This window comes from Enterobacter chengduensis (genome assembly GCF_001984825.2).
GTDB lineage: Bacteria > Pseudomonadota > Gammaproteobacteria > Enterobacterales > Enterobacteriaceae > Enterobacter > Enterobacter chengduensis.
Window position 1 is genome coordinate 2,496,804 of the sequence record NZ_CP043318.1, and the last position, 18,184, is coordinate 2,514,987.

At 57.2% G+C, this 18,184-nt stretch carries 18 protein-coding genes; 13 read left to right on the forward strand and 5 right to left on the reverse strand.

The window, feature by feature from the left end:
* Window positions 1-6 precede the first annotated feature (6 nt).
* The 4 genes from FY206_RS12190 (at window position 7) to rimL (ending at window position 4,515) form a co-directional block, all read left to right on the forward strand.
* Window positions 7-1,176 carry a pyridoxal phosphate-dependent aminotransferase gene (locus FY206_RS12190; RefSeq protein ID WP_032640241.1) on the forward strand — a complete coding sequence of 390 codons (1,170 nt, stop codon included), beginning with the start codon at window positions 7-9 and terminating at the stop codon, window positions 1,174-1,176.
* Between the two features lie 22 nt (window positions 1,177-1,198).
* A complete protein-coding gene (locus FY206_RS12195; RefSeq protein WP_032640239.1) occupies window positions 1,199-1,972 on the forward strand; it encodes a transporter substrate-binding domain-containing protein in 774 nt (257 codons plus the stop codon).
* 242 nt (window positions 1,973-2,214) lie between these two features.
* Complete coding sequence (locus FY206_RS12200) at window positions 2,215-3,870, forward strand: glucan biosynthesis protein D (protein ID WP_032640234.1); 1,656 nt, start codon at window positions 2,215-2,217, stop codon at window positions 3,868-3,870.
* Between the two features lie 105 nt (window positions 3,871-3,975).
* Window positions 3,976-4,515, forward strand: a complete 540-nt coding sequence (gene rimL / locus FY206_RS12205) for a 50S ribosomal protein L7/L12-serine acetyltransferase (protein WP_032640231.1) — start codon at window positions 3,976-3,978, stop codon at window positions 4,513-4,515.
* Here the strand turns inward: rimL and ydcK are convergent.
* Window positions 4,510-5,490, reverse strand: a complete 981-nt coding sequence (gene ydcK, locus FY206_RS12210) for a YdcK family protein (RefSeq protein ID WP_032640226.1) — start codon at window positions 5,488-5,490, stop codon at window positions 4,510-4,512. The genes rimL and ydcK overlap by 6 nt on opposite strands.
* A gap of 4 nt (window positions 5,491-5,494) precedes the next feature.
* Here ydcK and tehB point away from each other — a divergent pair, with 4 nt between their 5' ends.
* Both tehB and FY206_RS12220 read left to right on the forward strand, forming a co-directional pair.
* Window positions 5,495-6,220, forward strand: a complete 726-nt coding sequence (gene tehB, locus FY206_RS12215; RefSeq protein ID WP_229267739.1) for a tellurite resistance methyltransferase TehB — start codon at window positions 5,495-5,497, stop codon at window positions 6,218-6,220.
* Between the two features lie 238 nt (window positions 6,221-6,458).
* The gene (locus FY206_RS12220) at window positions 6,459-7,133 is read left to right on the forward strand and encodes a DUF3313 domain-containing protein (RefSeq protein WP_032640224.1); all 675 of its coding nucleotides are present in this window, start codon (window positions 6,459-6,461) and stop codon (window positions 7,131-7,133) included.
* A gap of 34 nt (window positions 7,134-7,167) precedes the next feature.
* Here FY206_RS12220 and FY206_RS12225 read toward each other — a convergent pair whose 3' ends face one another.
* A complete protein-coding gene (locus FY206_RS12225; protein ID WP_032640222.1) occupies window positions 7,168-8,064 on the reverse strand; it encodes a DMT family transporter in 897 nt (298 codons plus the stop codon).
* Window positions 8,065-8,238: 174 nt separating this feature from the next.
* Here FY206_RS12225 and FY206_RS12230 point away from each other — a divergent pair, with 174 nt between their 5' ends.
* Window positions 8,239-9,111: a helix-turn-helix transcriptional regulator gene (locus FY206_RS12230; protein ID WP_032640219.1), complete on the forward strand. Its 873-nt coding sequence runs from the start codon at window positions 8,239-8,241 to the stop codon at window positions 9,109-9,111.
* On the opposite strand, the gene FY206_RS12235 is transcribed toward FY206_RS12230, so the two are convergent.
* Window positions 9,001-10,257 carry a benzoate/H(+) symporter BenE family transporter gene (locus FY206_RS12235; protein WP_032640217.1) on the reverse strand — a complete coding sequence of 419 codons (1,257 nt, stop codon included), beginning with the start codon at window positions 10,255-10,257 and terminating at the stop codon, window positions 9,001-9,003. The genes FY206_RS12230 and FY206_RS12235 overlap by 111 nt on opposite strands.
* Before the next feature lie 92 nt (window positions 10,258-10,349).
* Between FY206_RS12235 and FY206_RS12240 the strand changes: the two genes are divergently transcribed.
* Window positions 10,350-10,877 carry a helix-turn-helix domain-containing protein gene (locus FY206_RS12240; protein ID WP_032640214.1) on the forward strand — a complete coding sequence of 176 codons (528 nt, stop codon included), beginning with the start codon at window positions 10,350-10,352 and terminating at the stop codon, window positions 10,875-10,877.
* Window positions 10,878-10,957: 80 nt separating this feature from the next.
* Complete coding sequence (locus FY206_RS12245; RefSeq protein ID WP_032640212.1) at window positions 10,958-12,922, forward strand: peptidase U32 family protein; 1,965 nt, start codon at window positions 10,958-10,960, stop codon at window positions 12,920-12,922.
* On the opposite strand, the gene FY206_RS12250 is transcribed toward FY206_RS12245, so the two are convergent.
* Complete coding sequence (locus tag FY206_RS12250) at window positions 12,923-13,153, reverse strand: DUF2554 family protein (RefSeq protein WP_032640211.1); 231 nt, start codon at window positions 13,151-13,153, stop codon at window positions 12,923-12,925.
* Window positions 13,154-13,395: 242 nt separating this feature from the next.
* On the opposite strand from FY206_RS12250, the gene FY206_RS12255 reads away from it, so the two are divergent.
* Complete coding sequence (locus FY206_RS12255; protein WP_032640209.1) at window positions 13,396-13,758, forward strand: hypothetical protein; 363 nt, start codon at window positions 13,396-13,398, stop codon at window positions 13,756-13,758.
* 186 nt (window positions 13,759-13,944) lie between these two features.
* Here the strand turns inward: FY206_RS12255 and ftrA are convergent, their stop codons facing one another.
* Window positions 13,945-14,952 (reverse strand): transcriptional regulator FtrA, encoded by a 1,008-nt coding sequence (gene ftrA, locus FY206_RS12260; protein ID WP_032640208.1) that lies wholly within the window; start codon window positions 14,950-14,952, stop codon window positions 13,945-13,947.
* A 73-nt stretch (window positions 14,953-15,025) separates the two neighbouring features.
* Between ftrA and FY206_RS12265 the strand changes: the two genes are divergently transcribed.
* The 3 genes from FY206_RS12265 to urtA all read left to right on the forward strand — a co-directional run bounded on the left by FY206_RS12265 (window position 15,026) and on the right by urtA (window position 18,171).
* A complete protein-coding gene (locus FY206_RS12265; protein WP_032640207.1) occupies window positions 15,026-15,439 on the forward strand; it encodes a rhodanese-like domain-containing protein in 414 nt (137 codons plus the stop codon).
* A 156-nt stretch (window positions 15,440-15,595) separates the two neighbouring features.
* The gene (locus FY206_RS12270) at window positions 15,596-16,699 is read left to right on the forward strand and encodes a cobalamin-independent methionine synthase II family protein (RefSeq protein WP_032640206.1); all 1,104 of its coding nucleotides are present in this window, start codon (window positions 15,596-15,598) and stop codon (window positions 16,697-16,699) included.
* Between the two features lie 200 nt (window positions 16,700-16,899).
* Window positions 16,900-18,171, forward strand: a complete 1,272-nt coding sequence (urtA, locus tag FY206_RS12275; protein WP_077064009.1) for an urea ABC transporter substrate-binding protein — start codon at window positions 16,900-16,902, stop codon at window positions 18,169-18,171.
* Window positions 18,172-18,184: the final 13 nt, after the last annotated feature.

Sequence of the window (18,184 nt, forward strand, 5' to 3'; positions counted from 1 at the left end):
AAGAGGATGACTTTACGAACGCCCGTGCAAACCCGCTCCAAGCTGCCCGATGTGGGTACCACCATTTTTACCGTTATCGGCCAGCTCTCGGCGCAGCATAACGCCATTAACCTTTCTCAGGGCGCACCGAATTTTTCCTGTGACCCGAAGCTGATTGCGGGCGTCACCCGCGCCATGGAGGAGGGGCACAACCAGTACGCGTCGATGACCGGTCTGCAGCCGCTCAAAGAGCGCATTGCGGATAAGATTGCCACGCTCTACGGCACGCAGTATGACCCGGCCAGCGAGGTGCTGGTGACCGCCAGCGCCAGCGAAGGGCTCTATTCCGCCATCAGCGGGCTGGTGCATCCAGGGGATGAGGTGATCTACTTTGAGCCCTCCTTTGACAGCTACGCGCCCATTGTCCGCCTGCAGGGGGCAACGCCGGTTGCCATCAGGCTCACGGTGCCGGATTTTGCCGTCAACTGGGACGAGGTCCGCGCTGCCATCACCCCGCGCACGCGGATGATCATCATCAATACGCCGCACAACCCGAGCGGTCAGGTCTTCTCGGCCAATGACCTGCAGCAGCTGGCGGCGCTGACGCGCAGCACGGACATCATTATTTTGTCTGACGAAGTGTATGAGCACGTCGTTTTTGACGGTGAACCGCACCACGGGATGGCCACGCACCCGCAGCTGGCGGAGCGCAGCGTGATTATTTCCTCTTTCGGAAAAACCTATCACGTTACCGGATGGCGAGTGGGATACTGTGTAGCGCCGGCGGTACTGATGGACGAGATTTGTAAAGTCCATCAATTTTTAATGTTTTCTGCCGATACGCCAATGCAGCACGCGTTTGCGGAGCATATGGTCGACCCGCAAACCTGGCTGTCGCTCTCGGCGTTTTACCAGCGCAAGCGCGATCTGCTGCAAAGCCTGCTGGTCGATTCGCCGTTTACGCTGCTGCCGAGCGCCGGATCGTTCTTCATGCTGGCGGACTACGGTCAGTTCAGCGACGAACGCGACAGCGAGCTGGTGAAGCGGCTGATCGTCGAGTACGGCGTTGCCACCATCCCGCTGTCGGCGTTTTATGCAGACGGTACGGATAATAAATTGATTCGTCTCTCTTTTGCGAAAGATGAGGCGACGTTACGGGCAGGTGCTCAGGCCCTGTGTCGGGTTAAACCACGCTGAGATAAGCTCTGAGGAGTTGTTGATGAAATTACGCGCGCTAGTTGTCGGCATGGGATTGCTGTGTACCTTTTCCTCCTTCGCGGCGTCCGAGCTGCGTTACGGTCTGGAAGCCGAGTATCCGCCGTTTGAAAGCCGCAATGCGGCGGGCGAACTGGAAGGGTTTGACGTGGAGCTGGGGAATGCCATCTGCAAAGCGGCAGCGCTGAAGTGCAGCTGGGTGGAAACCTCGTTTGACGCCTTGATTCCGGGGCTGGTGGCGAAGAAGTTTGACGCCATCAACTCGGCGATGAACATCACCGAGCAGCGCCGCAAGAGCATTGATTTTACCCAGCCGATCTACCGCATTCCGTCGCAGCTGGTCGGCAAGGCCGGTACGGCGGTTGAGGCGACGCCGGAAGGGCTGAAGGGCAAAACCATTGGCGTACTGCAGGGCTCCATTCAGGAAACCTACGCGAAAGAGCACTGGGAAAAGCACGGTGTCACCGTGGTGTCTTATAAAGATCAGAATATGGCCTGGGGCGACCTGCTGAATGGCCGTATCGACGCCTCGCTGGTGATGTCCGCGGCCGGGCAGGCAGGGTTCCTCAGCAAGCCGCAGGGTAAAGGGTTTGGCTTCATCGGTAAACCGGTGTCTGACGACACTATCCTCGGCAGCGGGATCGGTTTTGGGCTGCGTAAAGGTGACGAGGCCACCAAAAAGCAGCTTGACGCCGCAATTGATAAAGTACGTGCCGACGGCACGATCGCTAAACTCGCTGATAAGTACTTCCCGGGTATCGATGTCAGCGTAAAATAACCACCTCCTTTGCCCCGGCTGTTGATGTCCTGACGGGGCATTTTTCTACACATTTTCCAGGCTTTCTTTACACCACTTTCGGGCCGTTCTGGTCGAAAGAAAATATTTCTCGGTTTGTTCATATAATCACCGGCCAACAATTGGATTCTTAACCATTTTTGTTTAGGCTGTGCGTTCTTTCTTGCCGTCATTTCGCCGAGCGCGGAACACATTCACACGACCATAAGGACGTTTTTCCAGGCATGAATCGCAGACGTTTTCTAAAAGGTTCGCTGGCAGTGGCAGCCCTGAGCGGCACCTCTGGCCTTGCTTCCCTGTTTTCCAACGCGGCATACGCTGCCGACTCTGACATTGCTGACGGCCAGAGCCGTCGTTTTGACTTCTCCGTACTGCAATCCATGGCGCATGACCTGGCGAAAACCCCGTGGGGTGGCGCGCCGCGTCCGCTGCCGGAGACGCTGGCGACCATGACGCCGCAGGCGTATAACGCCATCCGCTACGATGAGAAGCAGTCTCTGTGGAACAACATTGAAGGGCGTCAGCTGGACGTGCAGTTCTTCCATATGGGAATGGGGTTCCGCCGCCGCGTGCGGATGTTCTCCCTGGACCAGTCCACCTCTATGGCGCGCGAGATCCACTTCCGTCCCGAGCTGTTCAGCTACGGTGAAACCGGGGTGGATACCAAACAACTGGAAGGGCAAAGCGATCTCGGCTTTGCGGGCTTCCGCGCCTTTAAGGCACCGGAGCTGGCGCGTCGCGATATCGTCTCTTTCCTGGGCGCGAGCTATTTCCGCGCGGTGGACGACACCTATCAGTACGGCCTTTCCGCACGCGGTCTGGCGGTAGATACCTTTACCGACACGCCGGAAGAGTTCCCGGACTTTACCGCCTTCTGGTTTGAAACCGTCAAGCCCGGCGACACCACCTTTACCGTTTATACGCTGCTCGATAGCCCGAGCATTACCGGTGCCTACAAGTTCGTGATCCACTGCGAGAAGAGCCAGGTGATTATGGAGGTGGAAAACCATCTCTACGCGCGTAAGGACATCAAGCAGCTCGGCATCGCGCCGATGACCAGCATGTTCAGCTGCGGCAATAACGAACGCCGCATGTGCGATACCATCCACCCGCAAATTCATGACTCCGACCGCCTGGCGATGTGGCGCGGGAACGGGGAGTGGATCTGCCGTCCGCTGAATAACCCGCAGAAGCTCCAGTTCAACGCCTATATGGATAAAAACCCGAAAGGGTTCGGCCTGCTGCAGCTCGACCGCGATTTTTCGCACTATCAGGACGTGATGGGCTGGTATAACAAACGCCCGAGCCTGTGGGTTGAGCCGCGTAACGACTGGGGGAAAGGCGCGGTTGGCCTGATGGAGATCCCGACCACCGGCGAAACGCTGGATAACGTGGTCTGCTTCTGGCAGCCGGAAAAAGCGGTGAAGGCGGGCGACGAGCTGGACTTCAAATATCGTCTGTACTGGAGCGCCATGCCGCCGGTGCGTTCCCCGCTGGCCAACGTCTTCGCCACCCGTACCGGCATGGGCGGCTTCCCGGAAGGCTGGGCACCGGGCGAAAACTATCCGAAAGTGTGGGCCCGTCGCTTTGCGATCGACTTCGTCGGCGGCGACCTGAAGGCCGCTGCGCCAAAGGGCATCGAGCCGGTGATTACGCTCTCCAGCGGTGAAGCGAAGCAGGTTGAGATCCTCTACGTTGAGCCGTTTGACGGCTATCGCATTCTGTTTGACTGGTACCCGACCTCGGATTCAACCGAGCCGGTAGATATGCGTCTGTTCCTGCGCTGCCAGGGCGACGCCATCAGCGAAACCTGGCTGTACCAGTACTTCCCGCCCGCGCCGGATAAACGTCACTACGTTGACGACCGGATAATGCGTTAATCCTTGTGGGATTGTGCCGGGTGGCGGCTGCGCCTGACCCGGCCTACTCTGGGCGCATTTGTAGGCCGGGTAAGCGTTAGCGCCACCCGGCAATGGAGAGGCACCATGTCTTCAGAAATTATCCCCGTTTCCCAGGATATCGAACTTCGCGCCGTCGAAGAGCGCTACACCGCCGAGCTGCACAATCTCGTCGTCAAAAACAGAACCTTTCTGCAAACCGCCTTTGACTGGGCGCAGCACGTGGGCAGCGAAGAGGATACCCGCCGCAACGTGCAGGGTAACCAGATGCTGCACCAGCGCGGCTACGCCAAAATGTTTTTGATCTTTAAGGATGATGCGCTGGCTGGCGTGCTGTCTTTCAATACGATTGAACCCACCAACAAGGCTGGCTATATCGGTTACTGGCTGGATGAAGACCACCAGGGGCAGGGCATTCTCTCCCGTTCGCTGCAGGCATTTATGCGCTACTATGCCGAACGCGGTGAGATCCGCCGCTTTGTGATTAAGTGTCGGGTGGCAAATCGGCACAGCAACAGCGTTGCTGTGCGCAATGGTTTTACCCTGGAAGGCTGCCTGCGGGAAGCGGAATACCTGAATGGCCGCTTTGATGATGTAAACATCTACGGAAAAATTTATAGCCTATAACGCCCCCAGCAGCGGGGTGCGGGTGATGCGCTGGTCGCCGTTAACCACCTTTTCGCCGCGCAGGTGAATGCTCTCTCCGGCAAACGCTTCAATGACCGCATCGTCAGTGATTTCCACCCGATGCTCAATCAGCACATCGCCGCTGATCCGTGCCCGCCCCTGAATCACCACCTTATCATCCAGCATGATCGGCCCGCCGCGCAGCCACGCCTGGCCGCCAATCAGAACGTGGTGCTTGATGACACAGTTTCCTTCCACGACGGCATTCTCCGCAATCTGAGAGCTGTAGCGCACCGTCGGAATAGCATCCTCGTCAAAGCCGGCAATCACGCGGGCGTTGCCATAGACTTTTGCGCAGTCGCACACCCAGACGTTATTCAGTTCGTTACCTTCGAGAATGGCCTTGTCGAAGACTTCGGCCCGGTGCTCAACAAAGGCAAAATTGACCATCGCCTCGCCGTAGATTTGCGCCTGGTGCACAATGCGCGACTGGCTCACCGTCGCCTTGTCGTAGATTTGCAGGATCTGTTCTTGGTCTGGCGTCAGCCCTTTGGCGGCAATGACCACGCTGTGATGCAGCACGCGCGCCTCACCGTAAATATGGCACTCGCCCCGCACGCAGGATTGTTGAATGGTGACGTTGTCACTTATTCGCGCGCCGTGGCTGACCTCCGCCCCGTCCAGCCAGCAGCGGCCGCCGATATGGGCATCATGGCTGATGATGCACGGCAGGGTAAGACGCGCGTTGCCGGACACCGTTGCACCGGCGAACACCACGCTGTTTTCGTCGTAGATCCAGCAGCCACCGTCCTGCGAGAGCGCGCGCGCATCGTCTATCCAGCCGCCCCTGGTACCGGCCTTCACGTCGTTAAAATCCACTGTCGCGATAATCTGTCGCAGCGCCGTTGAGTGTGCCGTCTCGCCGTTTTTCCACTGCCAGATGCGCGTCTCGTCGCTAAGGCGATATTTGTTCATCGTTATGTCTCTGATAAGCGTCTTAACTAAACGTAGCAAATTTTTCGGTTTTCGAACGGCTGGCAACCCGACGGTAAACGCCTTAAAATGGCATTCAGAATGCACGTTAAACTTACGCAGGATCAGGAAAAAACGAATGACCGTCGATGAGAATTACTTCACAGAGAAATATGGTTTAACCCGAACCCATTCAGAGGTGCTGTACAGCGCGGAGAGGGTGAAGCCCGGTAAAACGCTGGATCTGGGCTGCGGCAACGGGCGTAACAGCCTCTTTCTGGCCGCTAACGGTTACGATGTGACCGCGTGGGACAAGAACCCAATGAGCATCGACAATATCGAGCGCATTAAGGCGGCAGAAGGGATCGATAATCTTCATACGGCGATTAAGGATCTCAATAACCTGCGCTTTGACGGCGAATACGATTTTATTCTCTCCACCGTGGTGCTGATGTTCCTTGAGCCAAATACCATCCCGGGCCTTATTGCCAACATGCAGCGGTGCACAACGCCGGGCGGCTACAACCTGATTGTTGCCGCCATGGACACGACGGATTATCCGTCCACCGTCGGCTTCCCGTTTGCCTTCAAAACCGGTGAGCTGAGCAGCTACTATGAGGGCTGGGAGTTGCTCAAATACAACGAAGACGTTGGCGAGCTGCACCGCACCGATGAAAACGGCAACCGCATTAAGCTGCGCTTTGCCACGATTCTGGCACGCAAGCCCGCTTAACGGACGGAGCCCCTTTTACGAACCGGCGCGCAAGGAGGTGACAAGGTATGAAATCGGCCCGTTTGGCACACATTTCATCTGGAAACCGGATATAAATCAGCCGTTTTTCACTGCCCGGTATGGCTCCGGGCAGACTTTTCGCAATTTGTGCTCTCCGCATCATTTTTTGTCACAACAAACCCGCCTCTCTTTTGCTATAACTTCAAATGCATACTTGCAGATAACATGGAAAACTATCATGCGTACTCAAACTTTTTTTAAAGTTGCAGCGCTTACTGGTCTATTGGCTTTGGCGGGTTGTTCTTCAAAAGTCGCCGCGCCAGAACAATACTCTGGCTTTTTAAAAGACTACTCCGGCCTGCAGCAGACGACGTCTGCGACGGGCAAGCCAACGCTGCGTTGGGTTGATCCTTCCTATAATGAAGCTAACTACGACAGTATTATCTGGACCCCGATTACCTACTATCCAACGCCAAAACCCACCACGCAAATCGGCCAAAAAACGCTTGATGAGCTGTTGAATTACACCAATACCAAAATGAAAACGGCGATTGGTACGCGTAAGCCGATTGTGACCACGCCGGGTAAACATAGCCTGATTTTCCGCGGTGCAATTACCGGGGTGAGTTCGCAGAAAGAGGGACTGCAGTTCTATGAAGTGGTGCCCGTTGCGCTGGTGGTTGCCGGTACGCAGATGGCAACCGGACACCGCACCATGGATACCCATCTTTACTTTGAAGGTGAGCTGATCGATGCGGCCACCAACAAACCGGTTATGAAGGTGGTGCGTAAAGGTGAAGGTAAAGAGCTGAATAACGAAAAAACACCAATGACCTTTGCGACGCTGAAGCAGGTTGTTGATGACATGGCGACGGACGCCACCATGTTTGATTTGAAAAAGACCGCGAAGTAACGTAAAAAGGCCTGCATTGCGCAGGCCTTTTTATTCACGCCGTTCGTAAGCGCCTGAACCAGGTTTCCGGTTTGGTAAACATCACCATATTTCCTCCCAGAATCAGCGCTAATCCCACAATGCCGTTGATATGCCAGACGTAGCCTTCATATACCGTGGAGATGGAGAGCGCCACCAGCGGGAAGAGCAGCGTACTGTAGGCCGCTTTGCCCGGACCAATGCGGCCTACCAGCGTGAAGTAAGCGCCAAAAGCAATCACCGAGCCAAACACGGCCAGATAAACCAGCGCGCCGAGATAGCTCACCGTCCATTCCGGCACAAAGCTATCGCCTCTGTAAAGCGCAATGCAGCCCATGACCAGCGTGCCGTACAGCATTGCCCAGGCGTTGGTGGTCATGGTTTCCAGACCTCTGCGCTGATGACGCATGCTGATCATATTGCCCAGCGAGAAGCCGTAGGTGCCAAGCGCGGAAAGACCAATCCCGGTCAGGAGCGACGCGCTCCAGCCGCTGGCCAGCAGATCGTCCCAGAAGAGGGTGACGATCCCGACCAGGCCCAGCGCTGCCGCCGTCCAGAAACGCGCGGGCGGGCGCTGGCCGAAGAAAATAAAGCTATTAATGGCGTTGTAGAGCACGGCCATGGAGAAGATCACCGACTCCAGCCCGGTATTGATGTGCGAGGCGGCGGTGTAAAAGCACCAGAAGTTAAAGCAGAAAACGCAGCACCCCTGGAGCATGCAATAAAGGTGATCCCGCAGCGCCAGCGTGCGCAGGCGGCGCAGGGCGATTAACACCACCATCATCGTGAGGCTGGCGACGGCGAAACGCCAGAAAATAGAGACGGGCGCGGCAACGGGACCCTGCTGCAGGAAAATCGCAATCCACGTGGTTCCCCAGATGATCACCACCAGTCCGTATAATAATGCGTTCATACTCTTTCTCTTCTCAAACCACGGAAGCCCGCAGTATGGCGCTGAGATTCGCAGCGGGCTTGCACCTGCTTGCGGGTGACTTGCAAAATCTTGCGCTTTTTTCTTCCACCGGGTCTGGCAACGGGAGACAACTCTTCTTAGACTGATGTTTCGAACAATCATGCGCTAACGGTTATGTCACACGCTTACGATACCTTTGAAACGCTTTGCCAACAGAATGCGGTCCTGCGGGAGACCGTCTCGCTGAATTCGGGTATTCAGCTGGCAGCGTGGTACAACAAGCACGATACGATAACCGTGAAAAGTAACCACCATACCCTCAGCCTGTACGTGGCTGACGGCTACGAGAGCTACCAAAAAACGCCGGGCGGCTGGAAGAACGGCGGCGGACCGGACCGTTTCTGCCTGATGCCCAAAGAGAGCGAATCGACGTGGGATATCCGTGACGACCTGTCGTTTGTGCATCTTTACTGCACCGATGAACACCTGCGCGACGTGGGGGAAAAGATCTGGGACAAGCGGCCGCTTTCGCTGACCCTCGACGAGCGCATTTTTGGCAGCGATCCGAAGATCACCGCGCTGTATCGCCAGTTTTTATTAGGCTGCGACTGGCAGCAGCACGCCAACCAGCTCACCCTGAGCACGGCCTCAACGCTGCTCCTGACCCATCTGCTGCAAAACTACGCTAACGTGCAGTGGAAGCTGCCGGTCGTCACCGGCGGGTTGTCGCCGTTCGTGCTGCGCAACGTGCTGGCCTTTATCGAAGAGAACCTGGGTCAGCCCCTGACGCTGGCTGAACTGGCGGCGCAGGCGGCCCTCAGCGAATATCATTTTGCCCGCATGTTCCGCCAGTCGACGGGGCTGGCACCGCATCAGTATGTGATGCAAAGACGCATGGAAAAGGCGAAAGAGATGGTGCAGCATACCTCAACGCCGCTAACGGATATCGCCCTGGCCTGCGGGTTTAACTCCGCCAGCCACTTCAGTAACCGTTTTCGCAGCGTTATGGGCCTTACGCCGTCCCAGCTGCGCGCGGCGAGCGCGTGAAAACAGGGCATAGCACACGCCGCCCAGCACCAGCCCCCAGAATGCCGAACCGATGCCCAGGAGCGTGACGCCGCTCGCGGTCATCAGGAACGTGACGATGGCCGCGTCGCGCTCCGCTTCGTGGCTTAATGCCTGATATAAACTTCCGCTGACGGTGCCCAGCAGCGCCAGACCGGCCAGCGTCTGGATCCAGCTGAGCGGCAGAGCGGCCATCAGCCCGGTGATCGAGCCGCCGAAAATCCCCGCCAGCAGATAAAACCCGCCTGCCGCGATGGCCGCCAGCCAGCGTTTATCGGCATCCGGATGGGCATCCGGGCTTTGACAAATGGCGGCAGTAATGGCCGCGATACAAACAGAAAAGACGCCAAAAGGCGAAAGCAGCAGCGCCAGCGCGCCGGTAGCAATGATGAGCGGCGAGACCGCCAGCGGAAAACCGGAGGCCTTCATCGTGGCGAACCCCGGCGCGTTTTGCGAAGCCATGGTGACCAGGAAGAAGGGCACGCCAATGCTCACCAGGCTGGTGAACGTGAACGTGGGGGCAATAAATTCAGGCATGACCAAAGAGAGGGTAACCTTATCCGTGACAACGTCACCGCCCGCCCATGCCGCGATACCCCCGACCAGCAGCGTGACCACGATGGCATAGCGCGGAGCCAGCGCCCTGGAGATGAGCCACGCCGCTATCATGCTGCCGCACAGCAGAAAGTGCCCCTCAAGATGCGCAAACGCGTGGAGGCCAAACTGCAGCAATATCCCGGCCAGCATGGCGGCAGCAAGCGAATGGGGGATCAGCTTCATCAGACGGGCGAAAAGGCCGGTGATGCCGCAGAGTAAAATAAGCGCGTTAGCAAAGATAAACACGCCGATGGTCTCTGCCAGCGTCACGCCGTGCAGGCTGGTGGCGAGCAGCGCCGCGCCGGGCGTCGACCAGGCGGTCAGGACCGGTGCTTTATACCACCAGGAAAGCGCCAGCGTGCTGACGCCCATGCCAATCCCCAGCGCGGTCATCCAGCCCGCAATCTGCTGCGCGCTGGCGCCTGCCGCAGCGGCGGCCTGCCAGATGATGGCGGCCGAGCTGGCGTAACCGACCAGCACGGCGACAAATCCTGCCAGTACGGCCGGAACAAGATGAGAGGAAGGGCGCATGATAACTCCGCTGTGCGTTATAACGTCCGTTATAAGGTAGCACTGTGCGCTATAGCGTACAAGTGGTATGCTGATCGCCATCAGGAGGAAACATGGACATCACACAACATCTTGCAACCACGCTGAAAGCGCTGCGCCAGGCGCGCGGCTGGAGTTTGTCGAAGCTCGCGGACGAGACCGGCGTGTCAAAAGCCATGCTTGGGCAAATCGAGCGCAATGAGTCCAGCCCGACGGTGTCGACGCTGTGGAAAATTGCCACCGGGCTGAACGTGCCGTTTTCCGCGTTCATCACGCCGGAGGCTGACCGGCAGGCGGTGTTTGACCCGCAGCAGCAGGCGATGGTCGTCAAGCCGCTTTTTCCGTGGGACGAAACGCTCGGGGTTGATTACTTCTCCCTTACCCTGGCCCCCGGCGCGCTGAGTGAATCCACGCCGCATGAGGCCGGAGTGATTGAACATGTGGTGGTCATTAGCGGAGAACTGGAGATGAAAATCGACGGCGAATGGCAGACGGTTTATGCCGACTCGGGCGTCCGTTTTGCCGGCGATAAACCGCACGCCTACCGCAACAGCAGCGACCGGACGGTGCATTTTCACTCCCTGATTCATTATCCCCGCTGACGCTGCGCAAAACTGTTTCGCTGACGCAGACTTCTGACTACAATAGCCGCCATTTTGACCATAACGGATAACGACGAAGTATGCGCCTGCAATCCCATCATCTTGAACTTTTAAGCCCGGCCCGCGACGCCGCCATTGCCCGTGAAGCGATCCTTCACGGCGCTGACGCCGTCTACATCGGTGGCCCGGGCTTCGGTGCCCGCCATAACGCCAGCAACAGCCTGAGCGATATTGCAGAACTGGTGCCGTTTGCCCATCGCTTCGGGGCGAAAGTGTTCGTGACCCTGAACACCATTCTTCATGATGATGAGCTGGAGCCTGCGCAACGTCTGATTACCGATCTCTATCAGGCCGGGGTGGATGCCCTGATCGTTCAGGATATGGGCGTGCTGGCGCTGGATATTCCGCCCATTGAACTGCATGCGAGTACCCAGTGTGATATCCGTACGGTAGAGAAGGCGAAGTTTCTCTCCGACGTCGGCTTTTCGCAGATCGTTCTGGCGCGCGAGCTTAACCTGAATCAAATTCGTGATATTCACCAGGCCGCGGACGCGACGATTGAGTTCTTCATCCACGGCGCGCTGTGCGTCGCCTATTCCGGGCAGTGCAACATTTCCCACGCGCAGACGGGCCGCAGCGCCAACCGCGGCGACTGTTCTCAGGCCTGCCGCCTGCCGTATACCCTGAAAGACGATCAGGGGCGCGTCGTCGCGTTCGAAAAACACCTGCTTTCCATGAAGGATAACGATCAGACGGCCAACCTGGGCGCCCTGATCGACGCGGGCGTGCGTTCCTTCAAGATTGAAGGGCGCTACAAAGATATGAGCTACGTGAAGAACATCACCGCGCACTATCGTCAGATGCTGGACGCCATCATCGAAGACCGCGGCGACCTGGCGCGCGCGTCGGCCGGCCGTACCGAGCATTTCTTTATTCCGTCGACGGACAAAACGTTCCACCGCGGCAGCACGGACTATTTCGTGAATGCCCGTAAAGGGGACATCGGCGCGTTCGACTCGCCGAAGTTTATCGGTTTACCGGTGGGTGAAGTGCTGAAGGTGGCGAAAGATCACCTGGATGTCCAGGTGACGGAACCGCTGGCAAACGGTGATGGCCTCAACGTGATGATTAAGCGTGAAGTCGTGGGCTTCCGTGCCAATACGGTTGAGAAAACCGGCGAAAACCGCTACCGCGTATGGCCGAATGAAATGCCTGCCGATCTCTACAAGGCGCGGCCAAACGCGGCGCTTAACCGTAACCTCGATCATAACTGGCAGCAGGCGCTGCTGAAAACCTCCAGCGAGCGTCGTATCGCGGTGGATATCGAGCTTGGCGGCTGGGAAGAGCAGCTGATTCTGACCATGACCTGTGAGGACGGCATCAGCGTGACCCATACGCTCGAGGGGCACTTCGACGTGGCAAACAACGCGGAAAAAGCGCTTAACAGCCTGAAGGATGGCGTGGCGAAGCTGGGCCAGACGATCTACTACGCGCGCGCTATCGATGTGAATCTGCCGGACGCGCTGTTCGTGCCAAACAGCCTGCTTAACGCATTCCGCCGTGAAACGACAGAGTTACTGGATGCCGCGCGCCTGGCACAGTATCCGCGCGCCAGCCGTAAAGCGGAAACCGTCCCTGCGCCAGTCTACCCGGAGACCCATTTATCCTTCCTGGCCAACGTCTACAACCATAAGGCGCGCGAGTTCTATCATCGCCACGGCGTGCAGCTGATTGACGCCGCCTATGAAGCGCACGAAGAGAAGGGCGACGTGCCGGTGATGATCACCAAGCACTGCCTCCGCTTTGCGTTTAACCTGTGTCCCAAGCAGGCGAAAGGCAACATTAAGAGCTGGAAGGCCACGCCCATGCAGCTGGTAAACGGTGACGAAGTGCTGACGCTCAAGTTTGACTGCCGTCCATGCGAAATGCATGTGATTGGTAAGATTAAGAACCACATCTTCAAAATGCCGCAGCCCGGCAGCATCGTGGCGTCCGTTAGTCCGGATGACCTGATGAAAACGCTGCCAAAACGCAAGGGCAGCTAATTACCGAACGTGCGTGTCCGGTTTGCGCGATTTTTGCCACAAGTGATGTTCGCGCAAACCCTCCGCCGATTCTTCCGCAGCACTCCGCAACTCATCGCTGTCGGCTTCATGACGAAGCTGATGCGCGACGTTCTTTACCCATAAATATTCATGTCCTTTGTGCCCGGCCATAAGCTGGCCTGAAAACAGCGCACAGATAAGCATGATGAGAGATAACCCTTTTTTTATCATGGCTTCACCGCTAAATGATTTTGCCGGGTAATCATGGCGATTATTTCTTAGGGTTATTATTCAAAACGTCAAAGTATGGCAAAGAAAATGTCAAATACTGTTGGTATGGAATTCTTTTTAAGAAACATCCTAAATGCCACTAACGCGCTGTAAACTACCACTTCTGGTAATTAAACAGACGTTTCTTTTAAGGATTATCCTATATAATAGTGATTCTCTGGCTAAGGAATGGGTCTTAATAAATGAAAAAAATAATCGCGTTTGCGTTCCTCGTGGTGGCCGTTGGTGCAACGGCAGGGGTTCGCTATATCGGGAATGATGAACCAGAATACATTCAGTCCGCAGAAACCCGCGTTGGTTCATATTTAACCAGTGATTACGGGCGTGTAGCCTGCAAGAGTAAAAAAGTAGACGTCCAACGCTGGGAATTAGATTGCCTGCATCAGGCAAGAGGAAAAATATTCCAGTTTGCGGTGTATCCTTCTGAAAAAGCCCCTTATGGCGTTTCGCGTTCGTTTTATCTCGAAGCGATTAACGACGATGCAAAGCAGAGCGCCGATCAGGGCCTGATGCGTTATTTGCAAATCAACACGAAGGCGAGTTAATAAGGCTGTTTAGCTTTTGTTAATCTAATCAGTGTTAGTTTGTAAGGGATCCGCAGCCCGACCATGGAGTGTCGGGACGTAGAGACCAAAATACAAATCTATCCATGCAAGCATTTACCGCCTTTTGGGGCGGTTTTTTTTTGGACGGTTCACTGCGGGCTTAACCCTGCGTGAAACCCTCGGCCTTTAGCGGGCCGTACCTGGACGTGAAAATTGCTTGCGGTACTGAGCCGGAGAAAGGGCAAACTGCTGGCGGAAATGATGACGCAACGTGGCCGCCTGACCAAACCCGGTCTGTTCAGCGATGCTGTCGATGCTTAACCGGCTGCTTTCCAGATAATCTTTTGCTCTCAGCAGACGCTCATTGATCAGCCAGCGAGCAGGCGTCGTACCCGTTGCCGCCTCAAAGCGACGAAGGAAGGTGCGCTGACTCATGCCGACCCGACGCGCCAGGGAGTCGACGCTGTGCGCCTCGATAAGATGCGTGTGCAGAAAATCAAACAGCTGGCCCAGGCGCTGGCTCTCCCGCAGCTGGGCCACCGGCCGGCTCAGCTGCTGTGGCTGAGAGCCATCCCGGTGAGGTGGAATGACCAGCCGCCGCGCCACGCTGTTGGCGGTTTCCATGCCATAATCCCGACGCACGACGTGCAGGCAGAGATCGATCCCCGCCGCGCTGCCCGCGGACGTCAAAATATCCCCTTCGTCCTGGTAGAGCACGTCCTCAACCACCTCGATGTCAGGGTAGCGGGCCTTAAGCGCGTCAATATATCGCCAGTGCGTTGTGGCCTTGCGGCCATTCAGCAGGCCCGTAGCGGCCAGCACGAACACCCCAGAACAGATAGAGAGCAGCCGGCATCCTCTGGCGCTGGCCTGGCGTAGCGCGCCGCAGAGCGCATCCGGAACCGGTGAATCCAGCCCCCGCCAGCCGGGAACCACAATCAGGTCCGCAGACGCCAGCAGGCTTAAATCACCATCGGTAATGATGCGGATCCCGCCCGTCGCCCGAAGTTCACCGTCGTCAACGCTCGCCACCGCAAAACGATACCATTCGTCGCCCAGCTCCGGGCGCGGCAGGCCGAAGATCTCCACCGCCACGCCAAACTCAAAGGTACACAGACCGTCATACGCCAGCACAACCACCTGCGGGCGCGCAATTTGTCTTAAGTTTGTCATCTTTTTGCTGTTTTCTGGCATAAGCGAACGCATTCACGGGCTGAATTTGTGGATAGAGTAGTGTTAACACAAACGCCAAAGATGAGGAAGGATCATGAGCTATGTTACTGAATTTCCGGCTGCCGAGCCGCAGGAAGCCGTTACCCATTTTCTGCGTCGCCTGAGCGTCGAGACCGACTGCGCCGATGTGCACCATGCCATTGCCAGTAATGAGCAGGACTTTGTTTTGCTGCACGTGGTGGGGAGCCCGGCGCAGTTTGCCCGTCGTCACGTGCCGGGCGCTCTGCATATGCCGTGGAGCCAGATTACCGCCGAGCGGATGGCCCAGTGGCCGGAAGGCACGCTTTTTGTCGTTTACTGCGCGGGGCCGCACTGTAACGGTGCGGACAGGGCCGCGCTGAAGCTGGCGCGTCTCGGGCTGCCGGTCAAAATTATGCTCGGCGGCATCACCGGCTGGGAAGACGAACGCTACGCGTTTGCCGGCCAGGAATCCGTTGCCACTCTGTGAAGATGAATTTTTTTCAACACCCGTGAAATTTTCTCGTTTGCCGGAGCCGGTGAGGTATGACATTGTTTTTGGACATTTAGACATCCAGAAGTCTAAATCTTCAAATAATGAATTATCACTGCTGGCAATCATCGCCGGCAGACTGAGGAGATTTGCATGCAACGACACCACGCCCCGTACCGCGCCGACGTAGTCGGCAGTTTTTTACGCCCGGATGCCATCAGGCAGGCTCGCCTGAAGTTCGCCAGCGGCGAGATTGATGCCGGACAGCTTCGTGCGGTCGAGGACGAGGCGATTCGCCACGTCGTCGAGCAGCAGTGCGCGTGCGGCCTGAACGTGGTCACCGACGGTGAGTTTCGCCGCGCGTGGTGGCACTTTGACTTCTTCGACGGCCTGCAGGGCGTCGAGCGTTACGATTCCCAGCAGGGGATCCAGTTTAACGGGGTGCAAACTAAGGCCCACGGCGTGCGCGTCACCGGCAAGCTGGGCTTTGGCAACCACCCGATGCTGGAAGACTTCCGCTATCTGAAAAGCATCAGCGGCAGCGCGCAGCCGAAGATGACCATTCCCAGCCCGAGCGTGCTTCATTTCCGCGGCGGTCGCAAAGACATTGACGCGACGGTGTATCCCGACCTGAACGTCTATTTTGACGATCTGGCAACCACCTGGCGCGACGCCATTCGGGCCTTCTACGACGCGGGCTGCCGTTACCTGCAGCTGGACGACACCGTCTGGGCCTACCTGTGTTCGGACGATCAGCGTCGTCAAATCCGCGAGCGCGGGGACGATGCCGATGAGCTGGCGCGTATCTATGCCCGCGTTCTCAACAAGGCGCTGGAAGGCAAGCCGGAGGATCTGACCATCGGGCTTCACGTCTGTCGCGGTAACTTCCGTTCCACCTGGATTTCCGAAGGCGGCTACGAGCCGGTGGCTGAGGTGTTGTTCGGCACGGTCAACGTTGACGCGTTCTTCCTGGAATACGATAACGACCGCAGCGGTGATTTCGCGCCGCTGCGCTTTGTTCGCCCTAGCAAGCAGCAGGTGGTGCTGGGCCTGATCACCACCAAAAACGGCGAGCTGGAGAACCCGGAAGGCGTGAAGGCCCGTCTGGAAGAGGCGGCGAAATACGTGGCGAAGGAGCAGATTTGCCTGAGCCCGCAGTGCGGCTTTGCCTCGACCGAAGAGGGCAACAGCCTGAGCGAAGCCCAGCAGTGGGACAAAGTCCGCCTGGTGACGCAGATCGCCAGCGAAGTTTGGTAAAAGCCCCTCCGCAGCGCTGCATTATAAAAGTGCAGCGCTGTACCATTCTGAGTCGTTCTCTTTACATCCCGCATTCCACGGCCCGCTATAGCGCAATTTTCATTCTGGCACTCTTTTTGCTCCTGCTTCGCTGAGACTTTTTTTCCGCGTCCATGCCGTAACGGACGTTTTCGCACAGCGTTCTTTTCAGGAGTGAAAATATGCAGCGTCGTACCTTATTAAAAGCCTTTGCGTTATCCGCGTCCGTCGTGGCGATGGGCATGAGTTTTGGCGTGCAGGCGGCCGACACCATCAAAGTGGGGATCATGCATTCTCTGTCCGGCACCATGGCGATCTCGGAAACGCCGCTCAAGGACGTTGCCCTGATGACCATCGACGAGATCAACGCCAAAGGCGGCGTGCTGGGGAAAAAGCTGGAGCCGGTAGTGGTGGATCCCGCCTCAAACTGGCCGCTGTTTGCCGAGAAGGCGCGCCAGCTGCTGAGCCAGGATAAAGTGGCGGTGGTGTTTGGCTGCTGGACGTCGGTGTCGCGCAAATCCGTACTGCCGGTGTTTGAGGAGCTGAACGGCCTGCTGTTCTACCCGGTGCAGTATGAAGGTGAGGAAATGTCACCAAACGTCTTCTATACCGGCGCGGCGCCGAACCAGCAGGCCATCCCGGCGGTGGAGTACCTGATGAGCGAAGACGGCGGCGCGGCGAAGCGCTTCTTCCTGCTGGGCACCGACTACGTTTATCCGCGCACCACCAACAAGATCCTGCGCGCCTTCCTGCACTCGAAAGGGGTGGAGGATAAGGATATCGAAGAGGTGTATACCTCGTTTGGCCATAGCGACTACCAGACCATCGTCGCCAGCATCAAGAAATTCTCAGCGGGCGGCAAAACCGCCGTGGTGTCTACCATTAACGGCGACTCCAACGTTCCATTCTACAAAGAGCTGGCTAACCAGGGGCTGAAGGCGACCGACGTGCCGGTAGTGGCGTTCTCCGTCGGAGAAGAAGAGCTGCGCGGGATCGACACCAAACCGCTGGTCGGCAACCTGGCGGCGTGGAACTACTTTGAATCTGTGGATAACCCCACTAACCAGGCGTTTGTAGCGGATTACAAAGCCTATGCCAAAGCGCATAAGCTGCCGAACGCCGACACTGTCGTGACCAACGATCCGATGGAGGCCACTTACGTGGGGATCCATATGTGGGCGCAGGCGGTGGAAAAAGCGGGCTCGACCGACGTGGATAAAGTGCGTGCCGCAATGGCCGGTCAGTCTTTTAAAGCGCCTTCGGGCTTTACGCTCACCATGGATGCCACCAACCACCATCTGCACAAGCCGGTCATGATCGGCGAAATCGAAGGCAACGGCCAGTTTAACGTGGTCTGGCAGACGGAGCAGCCGGTGCGCGCCCAGCCGTGGAGCCCGTTCATCGCCGGAAACGACAAAAAGCCCGACCAGCCAATGAAAACCGCCAGCAACTAAGCCATTACCTCAG

Coding starts and splice junctions, on each gene's coding strand:
- FY206_RS12190 (WP_032640241.1), top strand. CDS start 7: ATGACTTTACGAACGCCCGTGCAAACCCGCTCCAAGCTGCCCGATGTG.
- FY206_RS12195 (WP_032640239.1), top strand. CDS start 1,199: ATGAAATTACGCGCGCTAGTTGTCGGCATGGGATTGCTGTGTACCTTT.
- FY206_RS12200 (WP_032640234.1), top strand. CDS start 2,215: ATGAATCGCAGACGTTTTCTAAAAGGTTCGCTGGCAGTGGCAGCCCTG.
- rimL (WP_032640231.1), top strand. CDS start 3,976: ATGTCTTCAGAAATTATCCCCGTTTCCCAGGATATCGAACTTCGCGCC.
- ydcK (WP_032640226.1), bottom strand. CDS start 5,490: ATGAACAAATATCGCCTTAGCGACGAGACGCGCATCTGGCAGTGGAAA.
- tehB (WP_229267739.1), top strand. CDS start 5,495: ATGTCTCTGATAAGCGTCTTAACTAAACGTAGCAAATTTTTCGGTTTT.
- FY206_RS12220 (WP_032640224.1), top strand. CDS start 6,459: ATGCGTACTCAAACTTTTTTTAAAGTTGCAGCGCTTACTGGTCTATTG.
- FY206_RS12225 (WP_032640222.1), bottom strand. CDS start 8,064: ATGAACGCATTATTATACGGACTGGTGGTGATCATCTGGGGAACCACG.
- FY206_RS12230 (WP_032640219.1), top strand. CDS start 8,239: ATGTCACACGCTTACGATACCTTTGAAACGCTTTGCCAACAGAATGCG.
- FY206_RS12235 (WP_032640217.1), bottom strand. CDS start 10,257: ATGCGCCCTTCCTCTCATCTTGTTCCGGCCGTACTGGCAGGATTTGTC.
- FY206_RS12240 (WP_032640214.1), top strand. CDS start 10,350: ATGGACATCACACAACATCTTGCAACCACGCTGAAAGCGCTGCGCCAG.
- FY206_RS12245 (WP_032640212.1), top strand. CDS start 10,958: ATGCGCCTGCAATCCCATCATCTTGAACTTTTAAGCCCGGCCCGCGAC.
- FY206_RS12250 (WP_032640211.1), bottom strand. CDS start 13,153: ATGATAAAAAAAGGGTTATCTCTCATCATGCTTATCTGTGCGCTGTTT.
- FY206_RS12255 (WP_032640209.1), top strand. CDS start 13,396: ATGAAAAAAATAATCGCGTTTGCGTTCCTCGTGGTGGCCGTTGGTGCA.
- ftrA (WP_032640208.1), bottom strand. CDS start 14,952: ATGCCAGAAAACAGCAAAAAGATGACAAACTTAAGACAAATTGCGCGC.
- FY206_RS12265 (WP_032640207.1), top strand. CDS start 15,026: ATGAGCTATGTTACTGAATTTCCGGCTGCCGAGCCGCAGGAAGCCGTT.
- FY206_RS12270 (WP_032640206.1), top strand. CDS start 15,596: ATGCAACGACACCACGCCCCGTACCGCGCCGACGTAGTCGGCAGTTTT.
- urtA (WP_077064009.1), top strand. CDS start 16,900: ATGCAGCGTCGTACCTTATTAAAAGCCTTTGCGTTATCCGCGTCCGTC.